The 23,458-nt window shown below is 70.2% G+C and carries 21 protein-coding genes and 1 tRNA gene; 9 read left to right on the top strand and 13 right to left on the bottom strand.

What is annotated here, in order from left to right; all coding sequences use genetic code 11:
- Window positions 1-3: 3 nt before the first annotated feature.
- The 3 genes from Q9S78_RS05825 to sp36 all read right to left on the bottom strand — a co-directional run bounded on the left by Q9S78_RS05825 (window position 4) and on the right by sp36 (window position 1,741).
- A complete protein-coding gene (locus tag Q9S78_RS05825; RefSeq protein WP_311869414.1) occupies window positions 4-981 on the bottom strand; it encodes a nuclear transport factor 2 family protein in 978 nt (325 codons plus the stop codon).
- A 74-nt stretch (window positions 982-1,055) separates the two neighbouring features.
- Window positions 1,056-1,523 carry a RidA family protein gene (locus Q9S78_RS05820; RefSeq protein ID WP_116228306.1) on the bottom strand — a complete coding sequence of 156 codons (468 nt, stop codon included), beginning with the start codon at window positions 1,521-1,523 and terminating at the stop codon, window positions 1,056-1,058.
- Entirely contained in the window at window positions 1,523-1,741 is a 219-nt protein-coding gene (gene sp36 / locus Q9S78_RS05815) for a Sp36 family protein (RefSeq protein WP_018187046.1), read from the bottom strand. The genes Q9S78_RS05820 and sp36 overlap by 1 nt, the downstream gene beginning before the upstream one ends.
- A 97-nt stretch (window positions 1,742-1,838) precedes the next feature.
- On the opposite strand from sp36, the gene Q9S78_RS05810 reads away from it, so the two are divergent.
- The 4 genes from Q9S78_RS05810 to Q9S78_RS05795 all read left to right on the top strand — a co-directional run bounded on the left by Q9S78_RS05810 (window position 1,839) and on the right by Q9S78_RS05795 (window position 6,366).
- The gene (locus tag Q9S78_RS05810; RefSeq protein WP_018187045.1) at window positions 1,839-4,478 is read left to right on the top strand and encodes a transglycosylase domain-containing protein; all 2,640 of its coding nucleotides are present in this window, start codon (window positions 1,839-1,841) and stop codon (window positions 4,476-4,478) included.
- Window positions 4,475-5,434, top strand: a complete 960-nt coding sequence (locus tag Q9S78_RS05805; RefSeq protein WP_311869406.1) for a metallophosphoesterase — start codon at window positions 4,475-4,477, stop codon at window positions 5,432-5,434. The genes Q9S78_RS05810 and Q9S78_RS05805 overlap by 4 nt, the downstream gene beginning before the upstream one ends.
- A gap of 16 nt (window positions 5,435-5,450) precedes the next feature.
- Window positions 5,451-5,524 (top strand) — tRNA-Pro (locus Q9S78_RS05800).
- Window positions 5,525-5,610: 86 nt separating this feature from the next.
- On the top strand, window positions 5,611-6,366 hold the full coding sequence (locus Q9S78_RS05795) for an HAD-IIB family hydrolase (RefSeq protein WP_311869404.1): 756 nt from the start codon (window positions 5,611-5,613) through the stop codon (window positions 6,364-6,366).
- 3 nt (window positions 6,367-6,369) lie between these two features.
- On the opposite strand, the gene Q9S78_RS05790 is transcribed toward Q9S78_RS05795, so the two are convergent.
- The 4 genes from Q9S78_RS05790 to sigJ form a co-directional block, all read right to left on the bottom strand.
- Window positions 6,370-7,008 carry a thymidine kinase gene (locus Q9S78_RS05790; protein WP_018187042.1) on the bottom strand — a complete coding sequence of 213 codons (639 nt, stop codon included), beginning with the start codon at window positions 7,006-7,008 and terminating at the stop codon, window positions 6,370-6,372.
- Between the two features lie 9 nt (window positions 7,009-7,017).
- Window positions 7,018-8,568, bottom strand: coding sequence for a malate:quinone oxidoreductase (locus Q9S78_RS05785; protein WP_311869401.1), 1,551 nt, complete (start codon window positions 8,566-8,568; stop codon window positions 7,018-7,020).
- A 132-nt stretch (window positions 8,569-8,700) separates the two neighbouring features.
- Window positions 8,701-9,771 (bottom strand): aspartate-semialdehyde dehydrogenase, encoded by a 1,071-nt coding sequence (locus Q9S78_RS05780; protein WP_311869400.1) that lies wholly within the window; start codon window positions 9,769-9,771, stop codon window positions 8,701-8,703.
- A 123-nt stretch (window positions 9,772-9,894) separates the two neighbouring features.
- Window positions 9,895-10,800, bottom strand: a complete 906-nt coding sequence (sigJ, locus tag Q9S78_RS05775; RefSeq protein WP_311869399.1) for an RNA polymerase sigma factor SigJ — start codon at window positions 10,798-10,800, stop codon at window positions 9,895-9,897.
- Between the two features lie 52 nt (window positions 10,801-10,852).
- On the opposite strand from sigJ, the gene Q9S78_RS05770 reads away from it, so the two are divergent.
- Entirely contained in the window at window positions 10,853-11,596 is a 744-nt protein-coding gene (locus tag Q9S78_RS05770) for an SDR family oxidoreductase (protein ID WP_020098185.1), read from the top strand.
- Between the two features lie 4 nt (window positions 11,597-11,600).
- On the opposite strand, the gene Q9S78_RS05765 is transcribed toward Q9S78_RS05770, so the two are convergent.
- Window positions 11,601-12,887, bottom strand: coding sequence for an aspartate kinase (locus tag Q9S78_RS05765; RefSeq protein ID WP_018187037.1), 1,287 nt, complete (start codon window positions 12,885-12,887; stop codon window positions 11,601-11,603).
- Between the two features lie 132 nt (window positions 12,888-13,019).
- Here Q9S78_RS05765 and Q9S78_RS05760 point away from each other — a divergent pair, with 132 nt between their 5' ends.
- Complete coding sequence (locus Q9S78_RS05760) at window positions 13,020-14,411, top strand: threonine/serine exporter family protein (protein ID WP_311869393.1); 1,392 nt, start codon at window positions 13,020-13,022, stop codon at window positions 14,409-14,411.
- Between the two features lie 19 nt (window positions 14,412-14,430).
- The gene (locus tag Q9S78_RS05755; protein WP_020098183.1) at window positions 14,431-14,829 is read left to right on the top strand and encodes a DMP19 family protein; all 399 of its coding nucleotides are present in this window, start codon (window positions 14,431-14,433) and stop codon (window positions 14,827-14,829) included.
- A 2-nt stretch (window positions 14,830-14,831) separates the two neighbouring features.
- Here the strand turns inward: Q9S78_RS05755 and recR are convergent, their stop codons facing one another.
- From recR to Q9S78_RS05735, 4 genes are read right to left on the bottom strand one after another with little or no spacing between them, the layout of a single operon-like run.
- Complete coding sequence (gene recR / locus Q9S78_RS05750; protein ID WP_018187034.1) at window positions 14,832-15,425, bottom strand: recombination mediator RecR; 594 nt, start codon at window positions 15,423-15,425, stop codon at window positions 14,832-14,834.
- Window positions 15,426-15,428: 3 nt separating this feature from the next.
- Window positions 15,429-17,546, bottom strand: coding sequence for a DNA polymerase III subunit gamma and tau (locus Q9S78_RS05745; RefSeq protein ID WP_028497492.1), 2,118 nt, complete (start codon window positions 17,544-17,546; stop codon window positions 15,429-15,431).
- Window positions 17,543-18,505, bottom strand: a complete 963-nt coding sequence (locus Q9S78_RS05740) for an asparaginase domain-containing protein (RefSeq protein ID WP_020098181.1) — start codon at window positions 18,503-18,505, stop codon at window positions 17,543-17,545. Before Q9S78_RS05740 ends, Q9S78_RS05745 begins: the two co-directional genes overlap by 4 nt.
- A complete protein-coding gene (locus Q9S78_RS05735) occupies window positions 18,502-20,004 on the bottom strand; it encodes an amino acid permease (protein ID WP_311869387.1) in 1,503 nt (500 codons plus the stop codon). The genes Q9S78_RS05740 and Q9S78_RS05735 overlap by 4 nt, the downstream gene beginning before the upstream one ends.
- A 176-nt stretch (window positions 20,005-20,180) precedes the next feature.
- Here Q9S78_RS05735 and Q9S78_RS05730 point away from each other — a divergent pair, with 176 nt between their 5' ends.
- Window positions 20,181-21,578, top strand: coding sequence for an aspartate ammonia-lyase (locus Q9S78_RS05730; protein WP_311869385.1), 1,398 nt, complete (start codon window positions 20,181-20,183; stop codon window positions 21,576-21,578).
- Here the strand turns inward: Q9S78_RS05730 and Q9S78_RS05725 are convergent.
- Window positions 21,544-22,257 (bottom strand): FadR/GntR family transcriptional regulator, encoded by a 714-nt coding sequence (locus Q9S78_RS05725; RefSeq protein ID WP_311869382.1) that lies wholly within the window; start codon window positions 22,255-22,257, stop codon window positions 21,544-21,546. The genes Q9S78_RS05730 and Q9S78_RS05725 overlap by 35 nt on opposite strands.
- Before the next feature lie 91 nt (window positions 22,258-22,348).
- On the opposite strand from Q9S78_RS05725, the gene Q9S78_RS05720 reads away from it, so the two are divergent.
- Window positions 22,349-23,458: an NAD(P)-binding domain-containing protein gene (locus Q9S78_RS05720; RefSeq protein ID WP_311869379.1), complete on the top strand. Its 1,110-nt coding sequence runs from the start codon at window positions 22,349-22,351 to the stop codon at window positions 23,456-23,458.

The raw sequence follows: 23,458 nt of genomic DNA, 5'->3' as shown, positions 1-23,458 counted from the left end.
CGCTCACCCCGCCGTGGCGGCGGGGACGACATCCCAGTGCTCGCGGATCAGGCCTCCGTCGACGCGGAAGATGTCGAGCGCGGTGTAGGGATCATCGGACGTGGCTCCGACGGCCTGCGACAGCGTCCACACGAGGTCGCCGTCCGCCAGCGACACGGTCGACGCCGTGGGCGGGAAGGACGCACCCCCGCCGAAGAACTGCTTGAGGGCGGCCGTCCCGTTCGGGGCGACGGGATTGTGCTGCAGGTAGTTCGGATCGAACGCACGGTCGAGGATGCTGACGTCGCGGTCCTTGAACAGCGTGTCGTACGCGTCGACGGCGAACACCCGATTCTTCTCCTCCTGCGTCTCGGTGGGTGCCGGCGACGGCGTGGCGGGCTTGTAGAGGTCGCTGAACATCGAGTTCGTGTTGCCGCTGGCGGCCTTGCCCTGCGCGACGGGTTGCTCGAAGGCCCAGCGCTCGACGATCTTGCCGCCGGCCAGACGGAAGACGTCGGCGGCCGCGAGCCCGGTGCGCTCGTCGTCGGGGTCTGCGGTGATCTGATAGTGGACCGCGACCAGATCGCCGTCCGCGGCCGTGTGCGTGATGACGACCTGTGCGCCGGGAACGCTCTTGTGCGCCGCGGCGAACTGGGCGAGCAGGCCCACGGGCCCCGTTTCGGCGTTCCCGCCGTGGGTCACGGCGTCCTTCGCGATGCTCACGGCAGCGGCAGCCTGAGCCTCCGCCGAGTCGGGGTCGGCGAAAGCCGCGGAGAAGAGCCGCGTGACCGCGGCCAGGTTGGTCCCCTCGGTCGCGGGGTCATCGCGGTCCGCCCGCGCACCGCCTGCGGTCGCGGATGCCGCCTGAGCGGAGGGTCCGACGTGGGGTGTGCCCGCAGCGGCCGCAGGTCCTCCTGCGGCGCACCCGGTCAGCAGAGCGGCACCGGTGAAGACGGCGGCCGTGCGGAGGAGAAGGGACGACGCGACGCGTGAGCTGGTCATGGCGACAGCGTGACGCGGGCGTCTGAGTGCACGTTCCCGACGAGGTATCAGCTCGCTGGGAAGATGCACTCGGTTCAAGAAAGCGAGAAGACGACCTCGACCTCGACGGGGCTGTCGATGGGCAGAGCCGCCACACCGACGGCGGAGCGGGCGTGTCGACCCGCGTCGCCGAAGATCTCACCGAGCACGGTGCTCGCTCCGTTGATGACGGCGGGGTGACCGGTGAACTCCGGTGCGGATGCCACGAACCCCGTCACCTTCACGACGCCGGTCAGCCGGTCGACGCCACCGACCGCAGCGGCCGCGGCGGCGATCGCGTTCAGCGCGCACTGCCGCGCGAGCGAAGCGGCCTCGTCCGCGGACACGTACCCCTCGCCGTCGCCCACCTTGCCCGTTGCGGGCATCGCGCCATCGACCATGGGAAGCTGACCGGACGTGTAGACGAGGTCGCCGTGGACCTTGGCCGGGATGTACGCGGCGAGCGGCGGGACGACGGAGCCCAACTCGATGCCCAGCTCGGCGAGGCGTGCGGTGACCGACATCAGCCCTGACCGAACTGACGAGCGGCCACAGCCGCGGCATCCAGTCCCGCGTTGGCGGAGCCGTCGCCGCCCGAGGGACGCTTGAAGTAACCGACGAGGCCGCCTTCGGGGCCGGTCACCACCTGAACGAGCTCCCACCCCTGCTTGCCCCAGTTGTTGAGGATCGCCGCGGTGTTGTGGATGAGCAGCGGCGTGGTCATGTACTCCCACGTGGTCATTCAGGTCTCCCGGAGGTCGTGACTCGCGCGCCCGGACGGGCTCGACACAGGGACGGTCACCAAGGCATCGCCCAGCAATCTCCCTTACGATCAGCCTATGCCCCACTCGAAACGTACGGCCACCGGTGTGCTCGGAGGCCTGATGGGCCTCGTCGGCTTGAGCACCGTTGCGGGTCTCCTCGTCACGGCAACGATCACCCCGGCGATCGCGGTGTCCGGGTATGCGGCGTCGAGCGCGATCGAGATGTTCGACAAGATGCCGAGCTACCTCAAGATCGAGAAGCTCATGCTTCCGACGACGATCTACGCGAAGAACGACGACGGCAAGGACGTCAAGCTCACCGAGTTCTACGACCAGAACCGCATCCCGGTGACGTTCGATCAGGTCGCCCCGGTCATGTACGACGCGATCCTCTCGAGTGAGGACAAGAACTTCTACACGCACGGCGGCATCGACCTGCTGGGCACGCTCAGCGCGCTGGCGCGCAACGCGAGCTCGGGATCGAACCGCGGTGGCTCCTCGATCACGCAGCAGTACGTCAAGAACGTCCTCCAGCAGTCGTGCGAGGCGGAAGCCGTGGGCGCTGAGCAGGTTCGCGCGTGCTACGAGGAGTCGACGGCGAACAAGGGCACGCAGGGCTACCAGCGCAAGATCCAGGAGATGCGTTACGCGATCCAGCTGGAGAAGGAGTACTCGAAGGACGAGATCCTGATCGGGTACCTCAACATCGCGCACTTCGGTGGCACCGTCTACGGCATCGGCGCCGCGGCTCGCCACTACTTCGACACGACGCCCGACAAGCTCACGGTCGCTCAGGCGGCCGTCATCGCCGGCATGGTGCAGGAGCCGAACACGCTCCGCATCGACAAGCCGGGCGGCACGCTCACTGCGAAGGACGGCTCCCCTGTCAACGGCGAGGCCGACGGCTACCGCCTGACGAAGATCCGACAGGACTACGTCCTCAACCGCCTGCTGAAAGACAACAAGATCACGAAGGCTGAGCACGACGAGGCCATCAAGGCCCCGATCACCCCGAAGCTGACGTCACGTCCCCAGGGCTGCTCGGAGGCGAAGGGCGAGGAGTTCTTCTGCGCCTACGTCACCTCGATCATCCGGACCGACCCGGCCTTCGGTGAGACGAAGGAGGACCGGCTCGCGGCGCTTCGTCGTGGTGGTCTCAGCGTCTACACGACCCTCGACACCTCTCTCCAGTCGGCCGCGAACAAGGCCATCTCCGTCGTACCCGGAAGCGTCTCGTACATGAACCTCGGCGCATCAGGTGTGCAGGTGGAGGTCGGAACCGGCCGCGTCCTGTCGATGGTGCAGAACCGCCCATGGAGCGACCAGGCGGACGACAAGACAACCACCCAGGTCAACTACAACGTCCCCGTCAAGAACGGCGGCGGCAGCCACTCGGCGGGATCGACCTATAAGGTCTTCAGTCTCATCAACTGGATGCAGCAGGGCCACTCTGTCAACGAGGTACTCAATGGACGCGTCGGCGAGAAGACAGTGCTGACCGGCTGTGAGGGGGGTACGCAGGAAGTCAAGACCGGTGAGGGCAAGGGCGCGATCGGAAACTTCGAGGGGAACCGTGGTTACACCGGGACGGTCGCCCGATTCACAAAGGACTCGCTGAACTCCGGCTTCCTCACGATGGCTGAGAAGATCTCCGTCTGCAGCACCAACCGCGTCGCCGGAGACCTCGGAGTCACCCTCGGCGACGGAAAGCCGCTGGATCAGTTCAACAACCCCTACGACGTCCTCGGGTCGCAGGCCGTCGCCCCGATCGACATGGCGAACGCCTATGCGGCGATCGCCTCGAACGGCACCCTGTGCGCCGCGAAGGCCATCGATCGCGTGGTCGACGCCAACGGCGATGAGCGTCCGATCCCTGACACGAAGTGCGAGCGCAAGATCAGCGAAGACGTGGCTGCCACGGCCGCATACGTGCTGCAAAGCGTGATGAGCGCCAGCGGCACCGGAAGTGGTGCGCGGACGTTCGACGGAGTACCGATCTTCGGAAAGACGGGCATCCACCAGTTCCTGCACACGTGGATGATCGGCTCCAGCACGAAGGTGACGACAGCGGTCTGGGTCGGCAACGTGGCGGGAGACGAGCGTCTCGAGAACCACTATGAAAGCGGCTACCGCCTGTCCCGCATCCGTAACTCCATCTGGCCCGCCATGCAGCGCGCCGCCAACTCGGAGTTCGGCGGCGGCGAGTTCCCGAAGCCGGCGAGCGAACTGACCAAGCGGTCGTATGCGAGTTTGCCGAGCGTCATCGGTCTCGACACCGACGCCGCTCGCCAGCGGATCGAGGACGCCGGCTTCAGCGTCAGCGTCGGCGACCCGGTGCCGTCCCCCGAGGCGGAGGGCACGATCGTCGAGCAGTCGCCCGGCGCGGGCCGTGTCGTGTCGGGAACGACCGTCACGATCAGCCCGAGTGACGGCAAGGGCGTCGTCGTCCCCGGCGTCAGCGGCAACCCGAAGGACGCCACCGCGGCGCTGAACGCAGCCGGGTTCTCGAACGTCACGCTGAGTTGTACCGACGACCCGGGCGCGCCGACGCAGGGCGTCGTGACCGGAACGGATCCCGCCGCCGGCGAGACCGTCGCTCGAGACGCCGCCATCACCCTCAACTACCAGGCCAAGGCCTGCGACGGCGGGGGCGGGAACGACGGCCCGGGCAACGGCAACGGCAACGGCGGCCCCGGCAACGGCAACGGTCCGTGAGGCCCGCCGCACAGACCGCCTTCACTGCGCTCGGCGCGGTGGGGGCGGTCGGCGTCGCCGCCGGCGTCTGGGGCGTCGGCATCGAGCGCTACCTCTTCACGCTCCGCCGCCATGACCTCCACGTCCTGCCGCCGGGCAGCCCGTCGGTGACCGTCCTCCACCTGTCCGACGCGCATATGGCGCCGTGGCAGCACCGCAAGCAACGCTGGATCGCAGAGATCGCCGACACGGTGCAGCCCGACCTGGTGATCAACACGGGCGACAACCTCGGTCATCAGGACGGGCTCGGCGGCATCCGTGCGGCCTTCGCTCCCCTACGCGGCGTGCCGGGCTTCTTCGTCCACGGGTCGAACGACAAGATCGCCCCGAGCGCCCGCAACCCCTTCAAGTACTTCGAGGGACCATCGACGCACGTCGACTTCACGCCCTCGCTCGACACCGACGCGCTCGACGACTTCCTCACCGGACTCGGCGAGACACTGATCGACAACACGGCCGCCAGCATCCGTGTCGGCGGAGTCCGGATCAATGCGCTCGGCGTTGACGACGCCCACCGCGAGCTCGATGACCTCGACGCGGCATCGGCCGCCTTCCGCGCGCTCGGTGACGACGCGAGCGTCCGCCTGGGGGTCACGCACGCGCCCTACCAGCGGGTGCTCAACGCGTTCACGGATGCCGGTGCCGACCTGATCCTCGCCGGGCACACGCACGGCGGTCAGGTCCGCATCCCGTTCGCGAAGAAGGCCCTCGTCTCGAACTGCGACATCCCCCTCGATCAGGCCCGCGGCCTGACGCGGTGGTCGCACGATGGACGGACGGTGCCGCTCAACGTGAGCGCGGGTCTGGGCCATTCGATCTACGCCCCGGTGCGCTTCGGGTGCCGGCCAGAGGCATCCGTCCTGGTCCTCCGCGCCCGACGCGCCGACGATTCGCCCGAGGGGCGGTCGGCAGGGTAAGCTTGGAGGGTTGCCACGGGGTGTGGCGCAGCTTGGTAGCGCGCGTCGTTCGGGACGACGAGGCCGCAGGTTCAAATCCTGTCACCCCGACCGCAGAGAGGCTCCGCCGGATACCGGCGGGGCCTTTCGCATCCCTCCCCGGAGGGGCCATCTCACCTCCCTCGAAACGGAGCATCATGACCTCTCCCCGCCTCGTCGCGTTCGACCTCGACGACACGCTCGCTCCGTCGAAGACGGCCATCGATCCTCGCATGGGCGACCTGCTCCTGCGTCTCGCAGAGCGTGTCGAGGTGGCGATCATCTCGGGCGGTCAGCTGCAGCAGTTCCAGACCCAGGTGGTAGACCGGCTCCCTGACACGGATGCCACGACCCTCGACCGTCTGCACCTCATGCCCACGTGCGGCACGCAGTACTACCGCCTCACGACCGACGGCATCGACACGGTCTACGCGCTCTCCCTGACCGACGACGAGAAGTCCCGCGCTCTCGCCGCGGTCGAGGAGGAGGCGACGCGTCTCGGACTCTGGGAGAGCGAGACCTGGGGTCCGATCCTCGAGGACCGCGGCTCGCAGATCACGTTCTCGGCGCTCGGTCAGTCCGCTCCTCTGGACGCCAAGACGGCGTGGGACCCCACCGGCGAGAAGAAGAACACCCTGCGCGACGCCGTGGCCGCCCGCATCCCGGACCTCGAAGTCCGTTCCGGCGGCTCGACGTCGGTCGACATCACGCACCGCGGTATCGACAAGGCCTACGGCATGCGCAAGCTCGCGGAGCAGACCGGCATCCCCCTCGAGGACATGCTCTTCGTGGGAGACCGCCTCGACGAGCACGGCAACGACTACCCCGTCCTGGCCATGGGTGTGACCTGTCACGCCGTGGAGGGCTGGGAGGACACCGCCGCGTTCCTCGACGAGCTGATCCCGACCCTCTAGGCCTCAGCGCAGGCGTCCGCCCGATTCGCGTAGGTAGCAGCGCGCGCACATCGACTCGTACGTGACCCGGTCGGGCGACAGCTCGTCGATCGCGACCTGGTCGCCGTCGAAGACGAAGCGCCCGCTGACCAGGCGCGCGTTGAAGAGCGCCTTGCTGCCGCAGCGGCAGATCGTCTTGAGCTCTTCGAGGCTGTGCGCGAGTTCCATGAGTCGCGCCGACCCCGGGAAGGCCCGGGTCTGGAAGTCCGTGCGGATGCCGTAGGCGAGCACCGGGATGCCGTCGCTCACCGCGACCCGCAGGAGGTCGTCGATCTGCTCGGGCTGGAGGAACTGCGCCTCGTCCACGAGCAGGCAGGCCACGTCGGTGCGGACGTCGGGCACGAGAGCCGCCTCGGCCTCGCGCTGCACGCGACGGCGGTGCTCGGCGAACAGCTCGCGGGCGTCGTCGTCCGGACCGATGAGGAAGTCGACCGTGCGTTCGACGCCGAGACGGCTCGAGATCTGGTCGGCACCCTTCGTGTCGATCTCGGGCTTCGCGAGAAGGACGTGCTGGCCGCGCTCCTCGTAGTTGAACGCCGCCTGCAACAGGGCCGTCGACTTGCCCGAGTTCATCGCGCCGTAGCGGAAGTACAGCTTCGCCACGGGCGCGACTCAGACGTTGATCTGCAGCGCGGCTGCCGTCTTCTGCAGCACCTCGTGAGCGGTGTCAGGAGCACTGTTGAGCGTCTGACCGTACGTCGGGATCAGCTCCTTCAACGTCGGCTCCCACGCGGCGAGCCGGTCGGGGAAGCAGGTCTTCAGCAGACCGAGCATGATAGACGCACCGGTGGAGGCACCCGGGGACGCACCCAGGAGGCCTGCGATCGACCCGTCGGCGGAGCTGACGACCTCGGTGCCGAACTGCAGCACGCCGCCTTTCTTCGGGTCTTTCTTCATGACCTGCGCGCGCTGGCCGGCCTGCAGCAGCTCCCAGTCCTCGTCGCGCGCGCTCGGCATGAAGTCGCGGAGGGAGTCGACCTTCTTGCCGTGACCCTTCAACAGCTCGCTGACGAGGTACTTGATGAGGCCGGGATTGTCGATGGCGACCTTGAGCATCGGGAGGATGTTGCCCGGGCGCACCTGGGCGACGATGTCCGTCATCCGACCGTTCTTCAGGAACTTCGGGCTGAACGTGGCGAACGGACCGAACAGGAGGGATGCCTCACCGTCGACGACGCGGGTGTCGAGGTGCGGGACAGACATGGGGGGCGCGCCGACGGAGGCCTGCGAGTACACCTTCGCCTTGTGCTGCGCGACGAGCTCGGGCTTCGAGGTCTTCAGCCACTGGCCGCCGATCGGGAACACTCCGTAGCCCGAGATCTCGGGGATGCCGGAGCGCTGCAGGAGCTTGATTGCCCAGCCGCCCGCACCCACGAAGACGAACCGCGCCCGCACCTTGCCGGGCGTCCGGCCGACCGTCTGGCGGTAGGTGACCTCCCACGTGCCGTCCTTCTGGCGCTTGAGGTTCCGCACCTCTCGGTTGGTCTCGACATCCACGCCGGAGGCGGCGAGGTGCTCGAAGAGCTGGCGCGTGAGCGAGCCGAAGTCGACGTCGGTGCCCGCGGGGACGCGGGTGGCCGCGAACGGCTCGCCCTTGCGACGCTTCTGCATGAGCAGCGGCGCCCACTCGTTGATGACGCGGGAGTCCTCGGAGTACTCGATGCCAGCGAACAGAGGCTGTTCCTTGAGCACCTCGTAGCGCTTCTTGAGGAACGCGACATCCTTCTCGCCGCGGACGAAGGTCATGTGCGGCGTCGCGTTGATGAAGGTGGACGGCTCGTCGAGGACGCCGCGCTCGATAAGCGCGCTCCACAGCTGACGCGACTGCTGGAACTGCTCGTTGATGCCGATCGCCTTCGAGGGGTCGATCGTGCCGTCGGAGGACTCGGGGGTGTAGTTCAGCTCGCAGAGGGCGGCGTGGCCCGTCCCCGCGTTGTTCCACGCGTTCGAAGACTCCTGCGCGACCTCGGAGAGGCGCTCGAAGACGCCGATCTTCCAGTCCGGCTCGAGCTGCTGCAGGAGGGTGCCGAGGGTGGCGCTCATGATGCCGCCGCCGATGAGCAGCGCGTCGTACGTCTCCGTCGGACTCACTGCGGCGGGGCTGGTCGCCGCGGCGTTCTCTGCGGCGTGATCGTCTGCTCCGGGATTGTCAGTCACGGTCATCCAGTCTACGTCGCCGCTACGGTCCGGGTCGCCGCCCGCCGCCGGTCGAGGCGGCAGGAAAGCGTGTTCTTTCCCCTGATGAAAGGCGGATGCCGGGTGCCCGACCGCGCGCGGCGGGACCCGGCATCCGTCTCAGACGCGGGCGGCCAGGTCGGCGGCGACGAGCTCGGCGATCTGGACCGCGTTGAGCGCGGCGCCCTTGCGGAGGTTGTCGTTGCTGATGAAGAGCACGAGACCCTTGCCCTCGGGCGCGGACTGGTCGGCGCGGATGCGTCCGACGAGGCTCGGGTCGGCTCCGGCCGCCGCGAGCGGCGTGGGGACGTCCGCGAGGGCGACACCCGCGGCATCCGCGAGGACCTCACGGGCACGGTCGGGCGTGATGTCCTGCGCGAACTCGGCGTGGATCGAGAGCGAGTGGCCCGTGAAGACGGGGACGCGCACGCACGTGCCGGCGACGCGGAGGTCGGGGAGCTCGAGGATCTTGCGGCTCTCGTTGCGGAGCTTCTTCTCCTCGTCGGTCTCGTTGTCGCCGTCGTCGACGAGGCTGCCCGCGAAGGGGATGACGTTGAAGGCGATCGGCGCGACGTACTTCTGCGGCTCGGGGAAGTCCACCGCGGCACCGTCGTGGACGAGCCCGATGGCGCCGCCCTGAGCGACCACGGACTCGACCTGGCCGAGGAGCTCCTCGGCGCCGGCGAGGCCGGAGCCCGAGACCGCCTGGTACGTGCTGACGGTGAGCCGGACCAGCCCCGCCTCGACGTGCAGCGGCTTCAGGACCGGCATCGCCGCCATGGTCGTGCAGTTCGGGTTGGCGATGATGCCCTTGGGCAGGTCGTGGATCGCGTGCGGATTGACCTCGCTGACGACGAGCGGCACCTCGGGGTCCACGCGCCAGGCGCTCGAGTTGTCGATGACGACCGCGCCGGCCTCGGCGAAGCGGGGAGCGTGGGCGCGGGATCCGGTGGCCCCCGCCGAGAAGAGGGCGATCTGGATGCCGCTGGGGTCCGCCGTGGCGACGTCCTCGACGAGGATCTCCCGGCCGTCGACCACGATCGTGGAGCCCGCCGAACGTGCCGTCGCGAACAGACGCAGCTCGCGGATCGGGAAGGCGCGGTCGACGAGGATGTCGCGCATCACCGTCCCGACCTGGCCGGTGGCGCCGACGACGGCGACGGAGAATCCCGATTCGGAGAAGACGGTCATGGTGCGGTTCCTCGAGGGTGCGGCGCCGCGCGACGGGACGTCGCGGCAGGGCGCAAGAGAGCGGGTTCCGGCGATTCTACCGGCGCACCGGGTACCGCGATCCGCATGTGTCGCCGCGGGACGTCACACCCACGCGCTGAGCTTCTCGGGGTTCCGCATCATCCAGACATCGGTGATCCGCTCACCGTCGGTGGCGAAGGTGACGGCGGCGACGATGACGCCGTCGACCCGGATCGCATAACCGAGCCCGTCTCCGGTGATGGCCGGTTCGTAGGTCGCGGTCGGCTGCTTCGCCGCGAGCCCGAGAAGGAAGCGTGCGACGTGGTCTGCCCCGCGGACCGGCCGCCGCGCGGCGGACACGATCCCGCCACCGTCGGAAACCAGGACGACGTCGGGCGCGAGCACACGGACGAGGGCGTCGAGACTCCCGCTCGCACTCGCCGCCGCGAAGGCTGCGATCAGTTCGTCGTGACGACTCCGCGGGACGCCGGCCCCCGCGCGGCGTCCGACGTGACGACTAGCGGATGCCGCCAGCTGGCGGCACGCGGCCGCGGACCTCCCCAGCACCCCGGCGATCTCGGCGAACGGCACCGCGAACACCTCGTGCAGCACGAACGCCACGCGCTCGGCGGGGGTGAGCGTCTCCAGCACCAACAGCAGCGCCGTGGACACTTCCTCCGCCCCGACGACGACGGCGGCGGGGTCGCCGCTCGCCGTGCCGACCGGAATCGTCTCGGGCAGCCACTCCCCCACGTACGTCTCATGCCGGACTCGCGCGGAGCCGAGGACATCGAGACAGATCCGCCCCGTCACGCGCATGAGCCAGCCGCCGGGGTTCTCGATGGCCTCGCGCTCGCCCGCGTCCAACCGGAGCCACCGGACGTAGGCCTCCTGCGCCGCGTCCTCGGCGTCGGCCAACGTCCCGAGCATGCGGTAGGCGGCGGCGACGAGCGTACGGCGGTAGGCGTCCACGTCGCCGATCCGGCGGGTCGCGGCATCCGTCATGACGATCTCCGTCCCGGGCCTCACATTCGCGGAGGCTGCGTCGTCACCACAGTGACACACCTTCGGAAGGGACGACATGAAGATCGCAGTGGCAGGCGGGACCGGCACAGTGGGACGACTCGTGGTGGAGCGGGCACGGGAGGTGGGGCACGACGTCGCCGTCCTCTCGCGTGCCGCGGGGGTGGACCTGCGGGACCGCGCAGCCGTCGAGCGCACACTGGCGGGGGCGGATGCGCTCATCGACGTGGCGAGCGTCGGCACGACCAGCGCGGCAACGGCGACGGAGTTCTTCTCCGCGGCATCCCGCGCCCTTCTCCACGCGGCGGCGCGCACCGGGGTCGAACACGCGGTACTGCTGTCGATCGTCGGCATCGACCGGAATCCGAACGGGTATTACGCCGGCAAGGTCCTGCAGGAGCGCTTGTTCAAGGAGAGCGCGGTGCCGTGGAGCATCCTGCGGGCGACGCAGTTCCACGAGTTCGCAGGGCAGGTCGCCTCGCAGGCCCGTCTCGGGCCCGTGCAGCTGGCACCGCGGGCGCGAGCGCAACCGGTGGCCGCGGCGGCGGTCGCCGCGCGGCTCGTCGACCTCGCGGTCGCGGGCCCGCAGGGGCGGGTACCGGACCTCGCCGGTCCCCGCGAGGAACGCCTGGACCGGATGATCCGGGCCTGGATTCGCCGGGACGGATCTCGGCGGCTCGTCGTCCCGGTGAGCATCCCGGGCGCTCAGATGCGCGGCATGCGCGAGGGCCTCGCCCTGCCGGGACCGGGCGCCACCATCGCCGGGCCGAGCTTCGACGAGTGGCTCGACTCTCAGCGCTGACGCGTCAGCGACCGGTGCCGGCGTGGACGACGGCTTCGGTGTCGCCGTCGAGCCCGTAGGCGGTGTGCACGACGCGCGCCGCCTCGGCGAGGTCATCGCCGCGCACGACGACCGAGATGCGGATCTCCGAGGTCGAGATCATCTCGATGTTGACGCCCGTCGTCGACAAGGCCTCGAACAGCGTCGCCGAGACGCCCGAGTGCGTACGCATGCCGGCGCCGACGACCGAGAGTTTGCCGATCTGGTCGTCGTGGACGAGCTTGTCGAAGCCGACCGCGCTCTGCTCGACCGACAGGGCGCGCAGCGCCGTCGACGCCTCGGCCTTGGGGAGAGTGAAGGAGATGTCGGTGCGGCCGGTCGCGGCAGCCGACACGTTCTGCACGATCATGTCGACGTTCGCGCCGGACTTGGCGACGATCTTGAAGATGTCGGCGGCCTTGCCGGGGACGTCCGGGACGCCGACGACGGTGATCTTGGCCTGGCTGAGGTCGGTGGCGACACCGGTGACGATGGGCTCTTCCATCTCTTCTCCCTCTTCGTGGTCGGGGGCGGTCATCCCCGCACCGAGAACATAGGTGCCGATGCCCGAACTGAAGGTCGAGCGGGCGTGAATCATGACGCCGTGGCGGCGGGCGAACTCGACGGCGCGGATGTAGAGCACCTTCGCCCCGTTCGCGGCCAGCTCGAGCATCTCCTCGGACGTGACGGTCGCGAGCTTGCGTGCCTTCGGCACGACGCGTGGGTCAGCCGTGAAAATGCCGTCGACGTCGCTGTAGATCTCGCAGACGTCGGCGTTCAGCGCGGCGGCGAGGGCGACGGCGGTCGTGTCGGACCCGCCGCGGCCGAGCGTCGTGATGTCGCGGGTGTCGCGACTGAACCCCTGGAAGCCCGCGACGATGACGATGGCTCCCTCGTCGAGCGCCTCGCGGACGCGAACCGGAGTGACGTCGACGATGCGCGCGGCTCCGTGGGAGCTGTCGGTGATCATCCCGGCCTGGCTGCCGGTGAACGAGCGCGCCTCGAAGCCCATCGAGTTGATCGCCATCGCCAGCAGCGCCATCGAGATCCGCTCGCCACTGGAGAGCAGCATGTCGAGCTCGCGCGGCGCCGGCAGGGGCGAGACCTGGGAGGCCAGGTCGAGCAGCTCGTCGGTCGTATCGCCCATCGCGCTGACGGCGACGACGACGTCGTGACCGGCACGTCGGGCGTCGACGATCCGCTTCGCGACGCGACGGATGCTCTCGGCGTCGGCGACGGACGAACCGCCGTACTTCTGGACGATCAGGGCCATGTCGGATACTCCCGGGTGGATGCCGGGCGCAGCCGGCGGGCGGTGACGCACGCCCGCTCCCATCCTAGGGAGGACGACGCACGCGCTCGGCCATGTGACGCCCGCCGGAGCACCTCATTTAGGCTGGATGCCATGGGACGACGCCAGTTCTTCACGTCGCTGCAGGCGCTCGTCCGGTCCCCCGAGAACTCGGCGCCGCACACCGAGATGCTGCCGGTGATCGACGACGCCTTCGCTGTCGGAGTCCTCGATCTCAGCATCCGCATCGGGGAGTCGATGCTCGCCTCGGGGGCGCCCGCGAGCGAGGTCACCCTCACGATCGTGCGGGTCGCCGGCGTCTACGGGCTCGATCCCGTCCACGTCGACGTCAGCTACAACTCAATCACCGTCGCGCACCACCGGAGCGGCGCCGACAAGCCGATCACGCTCATGCGCGTCGTCCGCAGCCAGGCCCCCGATCACGCCCGCCTGCAGCGACTGCAGGCCCTCGTCACCCAGATCAGGGGCGGGATGCCGGTCGAAGCCGCCCGCGCCGAGTTCCGCATCGTGCGCCGCACGCCCTTCGCCTACCACCCGCCCGTCATCATCGCCGCGCAGGCGCTCCTCGCGGTCGGCGTGGCGGTGATGTTCGGCGCCAACTGGCTCGTCATCCTCCTCTCCTTCATCGCCGCCGGAGGAGCCGCGATCACGCAGTTCCTCCTCGGCCGGGTCCACGTTCCCTTCTTCTTCAGCCAGGTCGCCGGCGCGTTCGTCCTGACGCTCATCGCCGCCGTCGCTCCGAGCCTCGAGGCGACGGGGTGGCCGGTCGCGCAGGACATCAAACCGACGGTGATCGTCGCGTCGGGCATCGTGCTGATGCTCGCGGGGCTCACCGTGGTGGGCGCCGCGCAGGACGCGATCGACGGTTTCGCCCTGACGGCGACGGGCCGCATCCTCGAGCTCATGACGCAGACCCTGGGCGTCGTCCTCGGCATCCTCGCGGGACTCGAGACCGCCCGGGTGGTCGGAGCCGGGATGGACGTCCCCAACGACTCGCTGCCGTTCGGCCCCCTTCCGCTGCAGTTCGTCGGCGCGGCTCTCATCGCCGTCTCCGTCACGATCTACAACGGAGCAGGACTGCGCGTCGTCGCGGTCAGCGTGGGCCTCAGCGTCGTCGCCTGGGCGGGGTACACCGCGGCATCCGGTCTCGGCTTCGAGACGGCGGCCGCCAGCGGCGTCGGCGCCTTCGCGGGGAGCCTCGTCGGCATTCTCGCGGCCTATCGGCTGCACGTGCCGTCCGTCGCGATCACGACGGCGGCGATCCTCCCCATGGTCCCCGGAGCCGCCGTCTTCCGCGGTCTCCTCGGCGTCGTCGAATCGGGCAGCAGCACCGCCCTGCTCCTGTCGGGGTTCGCGACCCTCGCGTCGGCGGCGACGGTGGGGATCGCCCTCGCGGTCGGCGCCTCGCTCGGCATCTACGTCGGTCAGCCGCTGCGCGCCTCGCTCGGCACCGTCATCCGTGCCCGGGCACGTGAGCGCTCCTGACCTCCCCTAGGCTCGCCGCATGAGCTCTGCGAGTGACGAGATCTGGAACCGTGCCGTCGACCTCGACGAGCCCATCTCCCTGCCCGGCGACCTCGCCGTCCGACGGGTCCTCACCTTCCACGCCACGGTCCAGGGCAGCGGTTTCTGGAACGCGATCGAAGCCCACTCCGCAGATGAGGAGTTCCCGCTCGAAGCCGTAGCCGAGGGCTACCGCACGCTGGGTCTCGAGCCGACCGCCGAAGCCGTCGACCGCGCGGCAGCCGAGTACGACGAAACCGCGGGCATCGGCGACGACGATGCGTGGCGCGAAGCCGAGGAACGCGTCACCGAGGAGTACCGCATCGAGGACGAGGACATCGCAGCCGCCGTCGAGCGTACGCTCGCGCATGAGCCGGAGCTGTTCGCCCCGACCGACTGAGCTCAGACCGCGCGGCGACCCTCGAACGCACGACCGAGGGTGACCTCGTCGGCGTACTCGAGGTCACCGCCGACCGGAAGACCCGATGCGAGCCGGGTGACGCTGATCTCGAGCGTCCGAAGCAGGCGACTGAGGTACGTCGCCGTCGCTTCGCCTTCGAGGTTGGGGTTGGTCGCGAGGATGACCTCGGTCACCGTGCCGTCGGCGAGTCGCTGCATGAGCTGCGCGATCCGCAGATCGTCGGGGCCGATGCCCGCCATCGGACTGATCGAGCCGCCGAGCACGTGATACAGCCCGTGGAACTCACGGGTGCGCTCGATCGCCGAGACGTCCTTGGCGTCCTCGACAACGCAGATGAAGGTGCGGTCGCGGCGCGGGTCGCGGCAGATCGAGCACTGGGTCTGCTCGGAGACGTTGCCGCAGATCTCGCAGAACCGCACCCGTTCGCGGAGCTCGGACAGCAGCTGCGCCAATCGGGACACATCGAAGGACGGGGTCTGCAGGATGTGGAACGCGATGCGCTGCGCTGACTTTGGTCCGATGCCGGGAAGGCGTCCGAACTCGTCGATCAGGTCTTGGACGATGCCGTCGTACATGGGTCAGTTGAACCTCGTCGGAGGGGTGTACGGCTCTTCGCGGACGAAGCGCGCACCCAGGAGCTGGCGGACGGCGGCCTCGCCGACCCGCTCGATCCCTCCGGGACGGGGCCCGCGGGGCGGTTCCGGTGCGAGCCGGGGAGGCGGCGTCCGCACGGGGACCGGCGCGTCGGCGTCCACGGGAGGCGGCACGTCGTCCTCGTCGTCGTCGGTTGGAGCCTCGGCGGGAAGGACATCGCCCTCGCGCTGCACGGTGAGCGTTCGGACGGGCGACGGGGCGGCATCCTCGGGCTCGTCGTCCACGGGGAACTGGGCGGACGGAGCGCCGTCGTCGGTCGGGATCGGGGCGACTGCCCACTCGGTGACGGGCGCTGCCGCAGCCGGCGCGGACCGGGGCGCCGAGGTGGGACGGGATGCCGCGGCAGGGGTGACCCCGTACCCGCCCTCGGGTGCGTCGGGCTCGGGGGGCACGTCGGGACCGACGCCGCCGGGCGGGGGCGGGGTCGGATCGGTGTCGTGACGGGTGAGGTACTTCACCCGCACGCCGAGCACCGACAGGATCGCGGTTCGGAGATCTTCGCTCGGCCCCTTGCCCGCGGAGAGTTTCTTGAACGATTGCACGTCGGAGTGGCTCTGGAACGAGAGGGTCAGGATGTCGCCCTCGGCGTACGCGACCGGGCGCGAGGCCGTCGCTATCATCCACGAGGTGCGACTGATGTCCTCGAGCCGGCGGAGGATCTCGGGCCAGGAGTCGCGGATCTGCTCGAACGTGACGGGCCCGGTGGGCACCGCCGGCTCGGGAGCGGCGGCGGGCGCAGGCGACGCGGGTTCGGCGACAGCGGAGGACGCGGAAGCCTGCGCGACGGCCGGAGCGGGTGCCGTAGCCGGCGCGTGAGCGACGGCCGGTGCCTGCGCAACGGGAGGTGCCGCGACGGGAGGTGCCGTGGCGGGAGGGGGTGACTGCGCCGGAGCCGCCGCCTGCACCGGTGCAGCGGGAACGGGCGCTGCGTGAGCCCCGGCATCCGTCGCCGCGAGGACGCGCGCGACGAGGAGCTCCAATTGCAGGCGGGGCGAGGTCGTACCCGTCATGTCGTCTAGGGCCGTCACCACGAGGTCGGCGATCCGCGAGAGCCGATCGGTGCCGAAGGCCGCCGCCTGGCGTGCCATGCGCTCGAGCTCGTCGACCGGCACGCCGCGCAGCACGGCACGGGCACCCTCGCCGGTCGCGGCCACGATGATGAGGTCGCGCAGGCGCTCGAGCAGGTCGTCGACGAAGCGTCGCGGATCCTGCCCCGTCTGAACGACACGGTCGACGGCGCCGAACGCGGCCGCGGCGTCATGGGACGAGAAGGCGTCGACGACCTCGTCGAGAAGCTCGGCGTGCGTGTATCCGAGCAGCGCGACGGCACGCTCGTAGCCGACGGCACCGTCCTCGGACCCGGCGATGAGCTGATCGAGCAGCGACAGCGTGTCACGCGGCGACCCGCCGCCCGCACGGACGACGAGGGGCAGGACGCCCGGCTCGACCGAGACGCCCTCGGTCTGGCAGAGCTGCTCGACGTACTCGAGCATCGCGGCCGGCGCGACGAGGCGGAACGGGTAGTGGTGGGTGCGCGAGCGGATCGTCCCGATGACCTTCTCGGGCTCGGTCGTCGCGAAGATGAACTTGACGTGCGCGGGCGGCTCCTCGACGAGCTTGAGCAGCGCGTTGAAGCCCTGCGCCGTGACCATGTGGGCCTCGTCGAGGATGAAGATCTTGAAGCGGTCGCGGGCGGGCGCGAACACCGCACGCTCGCGCAGGTCGCGGGCGTCGTCGACGCCGTTGTGGGATGCCGCGTCGATCTCGACGACATCGAGGGAGCCGCCCCCGCCGCGGCTGAGCTCGACGCATGAGTCGCACGTGCCGCACGGGGTGTCGGTGGGGCCCTGCGCGCAGTTGAGGCAGCGCGCGAGGATGCGCGCCGACGTCGTCTTGCCGCAGCCGCGCGGACCCGAGAAGAGGTAGGCGTGACCGACGCGGTCGCTGCGGAGCGCCGTCATGAGGGGCTCGGTCACCTGGCTCTGCCCGATCATCTCGCCGAAGGTCTCCGGGCGATAGCGGCGGTACAGAGCGGTGGTCACCACAACAGACTACGGCGTGGCACCGACATCCGATCCGGCGCCCGCCCGTCGACCGCGGCGGCGATCGCGTCGCGGTCGGCACCCGCGGCCAGCATCGCGGCCAGGAGGATGCGCGCCTGACCCGGCCGGAGGGTCGGCGAGTGCACGGCGCCCGCTGCGGCGAGGTCGGCTCCGCCTCCTCCCCCGCCGTACGACGGGACGAGCACCCCCCGCGGCACGCGGCTCGACACGATGACCGGGATGCCGCCCGCCACCGCATCGCGGACCGCCGCCACGACCGTGGGGGTCGTGTTCCCCGACCCGAGCGCCTCGAGGACGATCCCGTGGGCGCCGGCGGCGAGGCTCGCCCGCAGGTGCACATCGTCGGCGCCCGGCGGGAGCGCGACGACGTCGACCCGCACCCCCGACACGTCGCCCGTCGCGTGCGGCGGAGCCCCGGCATCCCGCCGTGCGTGGCCGAAGGCGTCGGCGCGGTCGGTGGTCAGCTTCGACAGCCCCCACGTCGAGAGGATGCGGCCGCCGAAGGCGACCCACACGCCGGGGACCGCGGCCCGGGTCGCCGCCAACGCGACCCGGATGTTGTCGGGGCCGTCGGACGCGGGGTCGTCGGCCGTGAACTGGGCACCGGTGAAGACGACGGGGATGCGCGGGGCGCCGACCTGGATCGCCGCCAGGAGCGAGGTCTCCTCCAGGGAGTCCGTCCCGTGCAGGACCAGGACGCCGCGCACCGCGTCGTCGGCGACGGCGTCGGTCACCGCGTCGACGATCAGCTGCATGTCCGCGAGGGTGAACGTGGCCGAGTCCGCGGCGAGCGCGTCGACGACCCGGACGTCGTCATCGGGGGCGAGCCCGTGGAGAAGAGCGCCCCCACCGAGGACGGGAGCGCTCGATCCGTCCGGCGACCGGCGGCTCGCGATGGTGCCGCCGGTCGCGATGACGACCAGGTGCTGTGCGCTCACGCGCCGCTCTCGTCGGTGCGCTGCAGCGCGGCGAGGGTGCCGGTCTGCTCGGCCGCCAGCATCCGGATGCGGTCGCGCAGCAGGAACCATCCCCCGATGAGCGCCGGCACGATGACGATGAGCGAGCCCACGGTGAACGTCCCGATCGGGAAGTCCAGCGCCATGAGGACGATGACCGAGACGAGGAACACGAGCGTGATCCATCCCGTGTAGGGCGCCCCCGGCATCCGGAACGAGGGGCGTTCCATCACACCGGCCCGTGCCAATCGCTGGAGCTTGATCTGGCAGAGGATGATGACGCCCCAGGCGCTGATGATGCCGAGCGCCGACACGTTCAGGGCGATCTCGAACGCCTGGGAGGGCACGACCGCGTTCAGGATGACCCCGAGCAGGGTCACGGCCGCGGTGACCGCGATGCCCATGTAGGGGACGCCGGCGCGGTTCATGCGCATGAGGGGCGCGGGAGCCGAGCCCGTCACGGCCATCGAGTGGAGGATCCGGCCGGTGGAGTAAAGCCCGGCGTTCAGCGACGAGACGACGGCGGTGAGGACGACGAGGTTCATGATGACGTCGGCGCCCTCCACTCCGATCGAGCCGAAGAAGGTCACGAAGGGGCTCTCCCCCGACTTGTAGCTCGTGAACGGCATGAGGAGCGTGAACAGCAGCACCGAGCCGACGTAGAAGACCGCGAGGCGGAACACGACGGCGCGGATCGCCTTCGGCATGATGGTGCGCGCGCTCTCGGTCTCGCCGGCGGCCGTGCCGACGAGTTCGATCGACGCGTAGGCGAAGACGACGCCCTGCACCACGATGAGGGCGGGCAGGATGCCGTTGGGGAAGACTCCACCGTTGTCCGCGATCAGGTGGAAACCGGGGGTTGTCCCCGCGACGGGCGTACCGGTGACGACGAAGAAGATGCCGACGACGAGGAAGGTCACGAGCGCGGCGACCTTGATGATCGCGAACCAGAACTCCAGCTCGCCGAACACCTTCACCGACAGGAGGTTCATGGCGAGGACGAGGACCAGCGCGACGAGGGCGAAGACCCACTGCGGGATCGCGGCGAACGCTGGCACGTACTGCTTGAAGAAGTTCATGTAGAGCGCGACGGCGGTGACGTCGGCTACCGAGGTCATGGCCCAGTTGAGCCAGTACATCCAGCCGGCGGCGAACGCCATCTTCTCGCCGTAGAACTCGCGGGCGTACGAGACGAACGACCCCGTCGACGGGCGGTGGAGGATCAGCTCGCCGAGCGCGCGCATCACGAGGAACGCGAAGACGGCGCAGACCGCGTAGACGAGGACAAGTGCGGGGCCCGCCGTCGCGAGCCGGCCGCCGGCCCCCATGAACAGGCCCGTGCCGATCGCGCCGCCGATGGCGATCATCTGGATCTGACGCGGCCGGAGGCCCTTGTGGAAGCCCGCGCCCTCGGCCTGCGCGATCGAGGCCGTGCGGAGCATCGCGGCATCCGTTTTCGGGGAGGTCGACTCCGTCGTCATGGGTTCTCGCTTTCGTTGCCGCGCGGCGCCGTCGCCGTTCGGTATGTGATATCTGCCTTACAGGTTTGGGAACACTGAACACCCGTGACGGCGGATTCGTCAAGTTCTCGTCGTGAAGAGTGTCTAATCTGTCTGATAGGTTTGCGGCGTTCGGCCACCTCGAGGAAGAGAGCGACATGACGACGACGCGTACCGAGCACGACCTTCTGGGCCCTGCGGAGATCCCCGCAGACGCGTACTGGGGCGTCCACACCTCGCGAGCCCGCGACAACTTCCCCGTGACGGGGGTCCCCATCGGCACCTACCCTTTCCTGCTGCGAGGGCTCGCCTTCGTCAAAGAGGCGGCCGCGCTCGCCAACCGCGACCTGGGCCTGCTCGACACCGCTCGCGCCGACGCGATCGCGGCGGCCTGCCGCGACATCCGGGGCGGCGCCCTCGCGGACCAGTTCGTCGTCGACGTGATCCAGGGCGGCGCCGGGACCTCGACGAACATGAACGCGAACGAGGTCATCGCCAACCGCGCCCTCGAGCTCCTGGGTCACGCGAAGGGCGAGTACGCGTACCTGCATCCCAACGACCACGTGAACCTGAGCCAGTCGACCAACGACGCCTACCCCACGGCGATCGACGTCGCCCTCGTCGAAGGCGTCGACGGACTGGATGCCGCGATGGGCGTCCTCCACGACGCGTTCGCGGCCAAAGCCGCCGAGTTCGGCGGCTACGTGAAGATCGGCCGCACGCAGCTGCAGGATGCCGTGCCGATGACGCTCGGGCAGGAGTTCGGTGCGTTCGCGGTCATGCTCGACGAGGACCGCCTGCGCCTTCGCGAATCGGCCCGGCTGCTGCTCGAGGTCAACCTCGGCGCGACGGCCATCGGCACGGGACTCAACGCGCCGGCCGGCTACGGACCGCTCGCCGTCTCGCACCTCGCCGCGCTCACCGGGCGCCCGTTCACCCCCGCGACCGACCTGATCGAGGCCACCCAGGATCCCGGCGCCTTCGTGCACCTGTCGGGCATGCTCAAGCGCATCGCGGTCAAGCTCTCCAAGACGTGCAACGACCTGCGGCTGCTGTCGTCGGGGCCGCGCGCCGGCCTCGGCGAGATCACCCTCCCCGCCCTCCAGGCGGGCTCGAGCATCATGCCGGGCAAGGTGAACCCCGTCATCCCCGAGATGGTGACGCAGGTCGCGTACACGGTGATCGCCGACGACCTCGCCGTCACCCTCGCCGCAGAGGCGGGCCAGCTGCAGCTCAACGCCTTCGAGCCCGTGATCGTCCGGGCCCTCTCGCAGAGCATCGCGCACCTGACCGCCGCGTGCCGTCTGCTCGCCGAGCGGTGCGTCAGCGGCATCCAGGCCCGTCCCGACGTCATGGCCGCGCGCGTGACCGACTCGATCGGACTCGCGACCGCGCTGAACCCGCTCATCGGTTACCGCGCGGCGACCGAGGTCGCCGGCGAGGCGCTGCGCTCGGGACGTTCGGTTCCCGAGGTCGTCCTCGAACGGGGACTCCTCGACCCGGCCACGCTCGCGGCGGCGCTCAGTCCCGAGAAGCTGGTTCCGACAGCGGGCTGACGACGCGCTCGACGGCACCGAGGTGCGCGCGCATGGCCTCGCGCGCCTCGATCGCCGAGCCGATGCCGATGGCTTCGGCGATGGCGCGGTGCTCGCGCGAGGACGGCTCGCGGCGGTGGGCGATGAGGTTCACGACGCCCGACTGGTGGCTGAGGGCGTCACGGATGTCGCCGACGGCGCGGGCGAAGACCGCGTTGCCGGATGCCTCGGCCACCAGCACGTGGAAGCGCGAGTCGAGCTCGACCCACTCCCCCGGGTCGGTGGTCGCGTCCATGCGGTCGCAGAGCGCGACGAGGTCGGCGCGCTGCTGGTCGGTCCGGCGTTCCGCCGCGAGACCCGCCGCCGGCACCTCGATGTGAGGACGTGCCTCGCTGAGATCGCGAGGCGAGAAGTCGCCGTAGCCGAGCGAGAGTGCAGGGCGGTCGGAGGCGACGTAGGTTCCGCTCCCGGTGCGCGTGCGGGTGAGTCCGAGCGCCTGCAAAGAGCGGAGGGCTTCGCGCACGCTCGGGCGGCTGACGCCGTACTGCTCGGCGAGCGCGGCCTCGGAGGGCAGCCGTTCGCCGACCGCGAGCCGACCGGCGACGATGTCCTCGCGGAGCCCGTCGAAGACCCCGTCGGCGGCGCGGGCACCGACCGACGCCGAGCTCATCGAGCTCCCCCGGTCCGCCTCGTCACGCATGCCATCCGGTCAGCCTAACGGGCGCGCGGTCGGGGCGGCCCGGGCGACCGCGAGGGGGAACAGCGCGGGCACCGCGCGCGTTGCAGCGGGCATGCCCCCCACCCCCGTCGACGTCCTCGTCATCGGCGCGGGCCAGGCGGGGCTGAGCGCCGCGTACCACCTGCGCCGCCGCGGGTTCGTCCCGCTCCGCGACGCCGCCGCCGACGGCTCCCCCACCTTCCTCGTCGTCGACGCCGACGCCGATCCCGGTGGCGCCTGGCAGCACCGGTGGCCCACCCTCCTCATGGGGACGGTCAACGGCATCCACGAACTGCCGGGCTACGCTGTGCCGCCCGCCGATCCGGAGGCCCCCAGCCGCGAGGTGCTGCCCGCCTACTTCGCCGCCTACGAGGACCGGTACGACCTGCGGGTGCGGCGGCCCGTCCGCGTCCGCGCCGTCCGACGCCCGGACGACGACCCGCACGGACCGCTGACGATCGAGGCGGAGGATGCCGGGACGCCCGTTTCGTGGGCGGCGCGGTACGTCATCAACGCGACCGGCACGTGGCGGAAGCCCTTCTGGCCGACGTACCCCGGACAGGGATCGTTCGCGGGACGACAGCTGCACGTCCACGACTACCGTTCCGCCGAGGAGTTCCGGGGCCGACGGGTCGTCATCGTGGGCGCCGGGGTCTCGGCGATCCAGTTGCTCGACGAGATCTCGCGGGTGACCGACACCTTCTGGGTCTCGCGCACCGAGCCGCAGTGGGACGCGACGGGCTTCGACACGGCCTCCCGCATCCAGGCCATCGCGGGCGTCGAGGAGCGCGTCCGGCAGGGCCTCCCGCCGGGGAGCGTCGTGTCGGTCACCGGCGCCCACTGGTCGCCGTGGGCGCAGGCGGCGAAGGACCGCGGGGCTCTGGTGTGGCATCCGATGTTCACCGCTGTCGAACCGGACGGGGTGCGGATGCCGGACGGCACCCTCGAGCCCGCGGAGGTCATCCTGTGGGCCACCGGGTTCCGGGCCGACATCGCCCACCTCGCCCCGCTGGGGCTGCGTACGGCCGCCGGAGGCGTCCGGGTGCGCGACACCCGCGCGATCGACGAGCCGCGCCTCTTCCTCATCGGCTACGGCCCGTCGCAGTCGACGGTCGGCGCCAATCGGGCCGGACGCGAGGCCGTCCGCGCCATCTTCCGCGAGCGGGTGGCCGCGGGGGTCTGA

The organism is Microbacterium aquilitoris (assembly GCF_031932285.1).
Lineage (GTDB): Bacteria > Actinomycetota > Actinomycetes > Actinomycetales > Microbacteriaceae > Microbacterium > Microbacterium aquilitoris.
The sequence above is the reverse complement of the archived record's forward strand: the minus strand, read 5'-3'. Positions and strand labels throughout refer to the sequence as shown.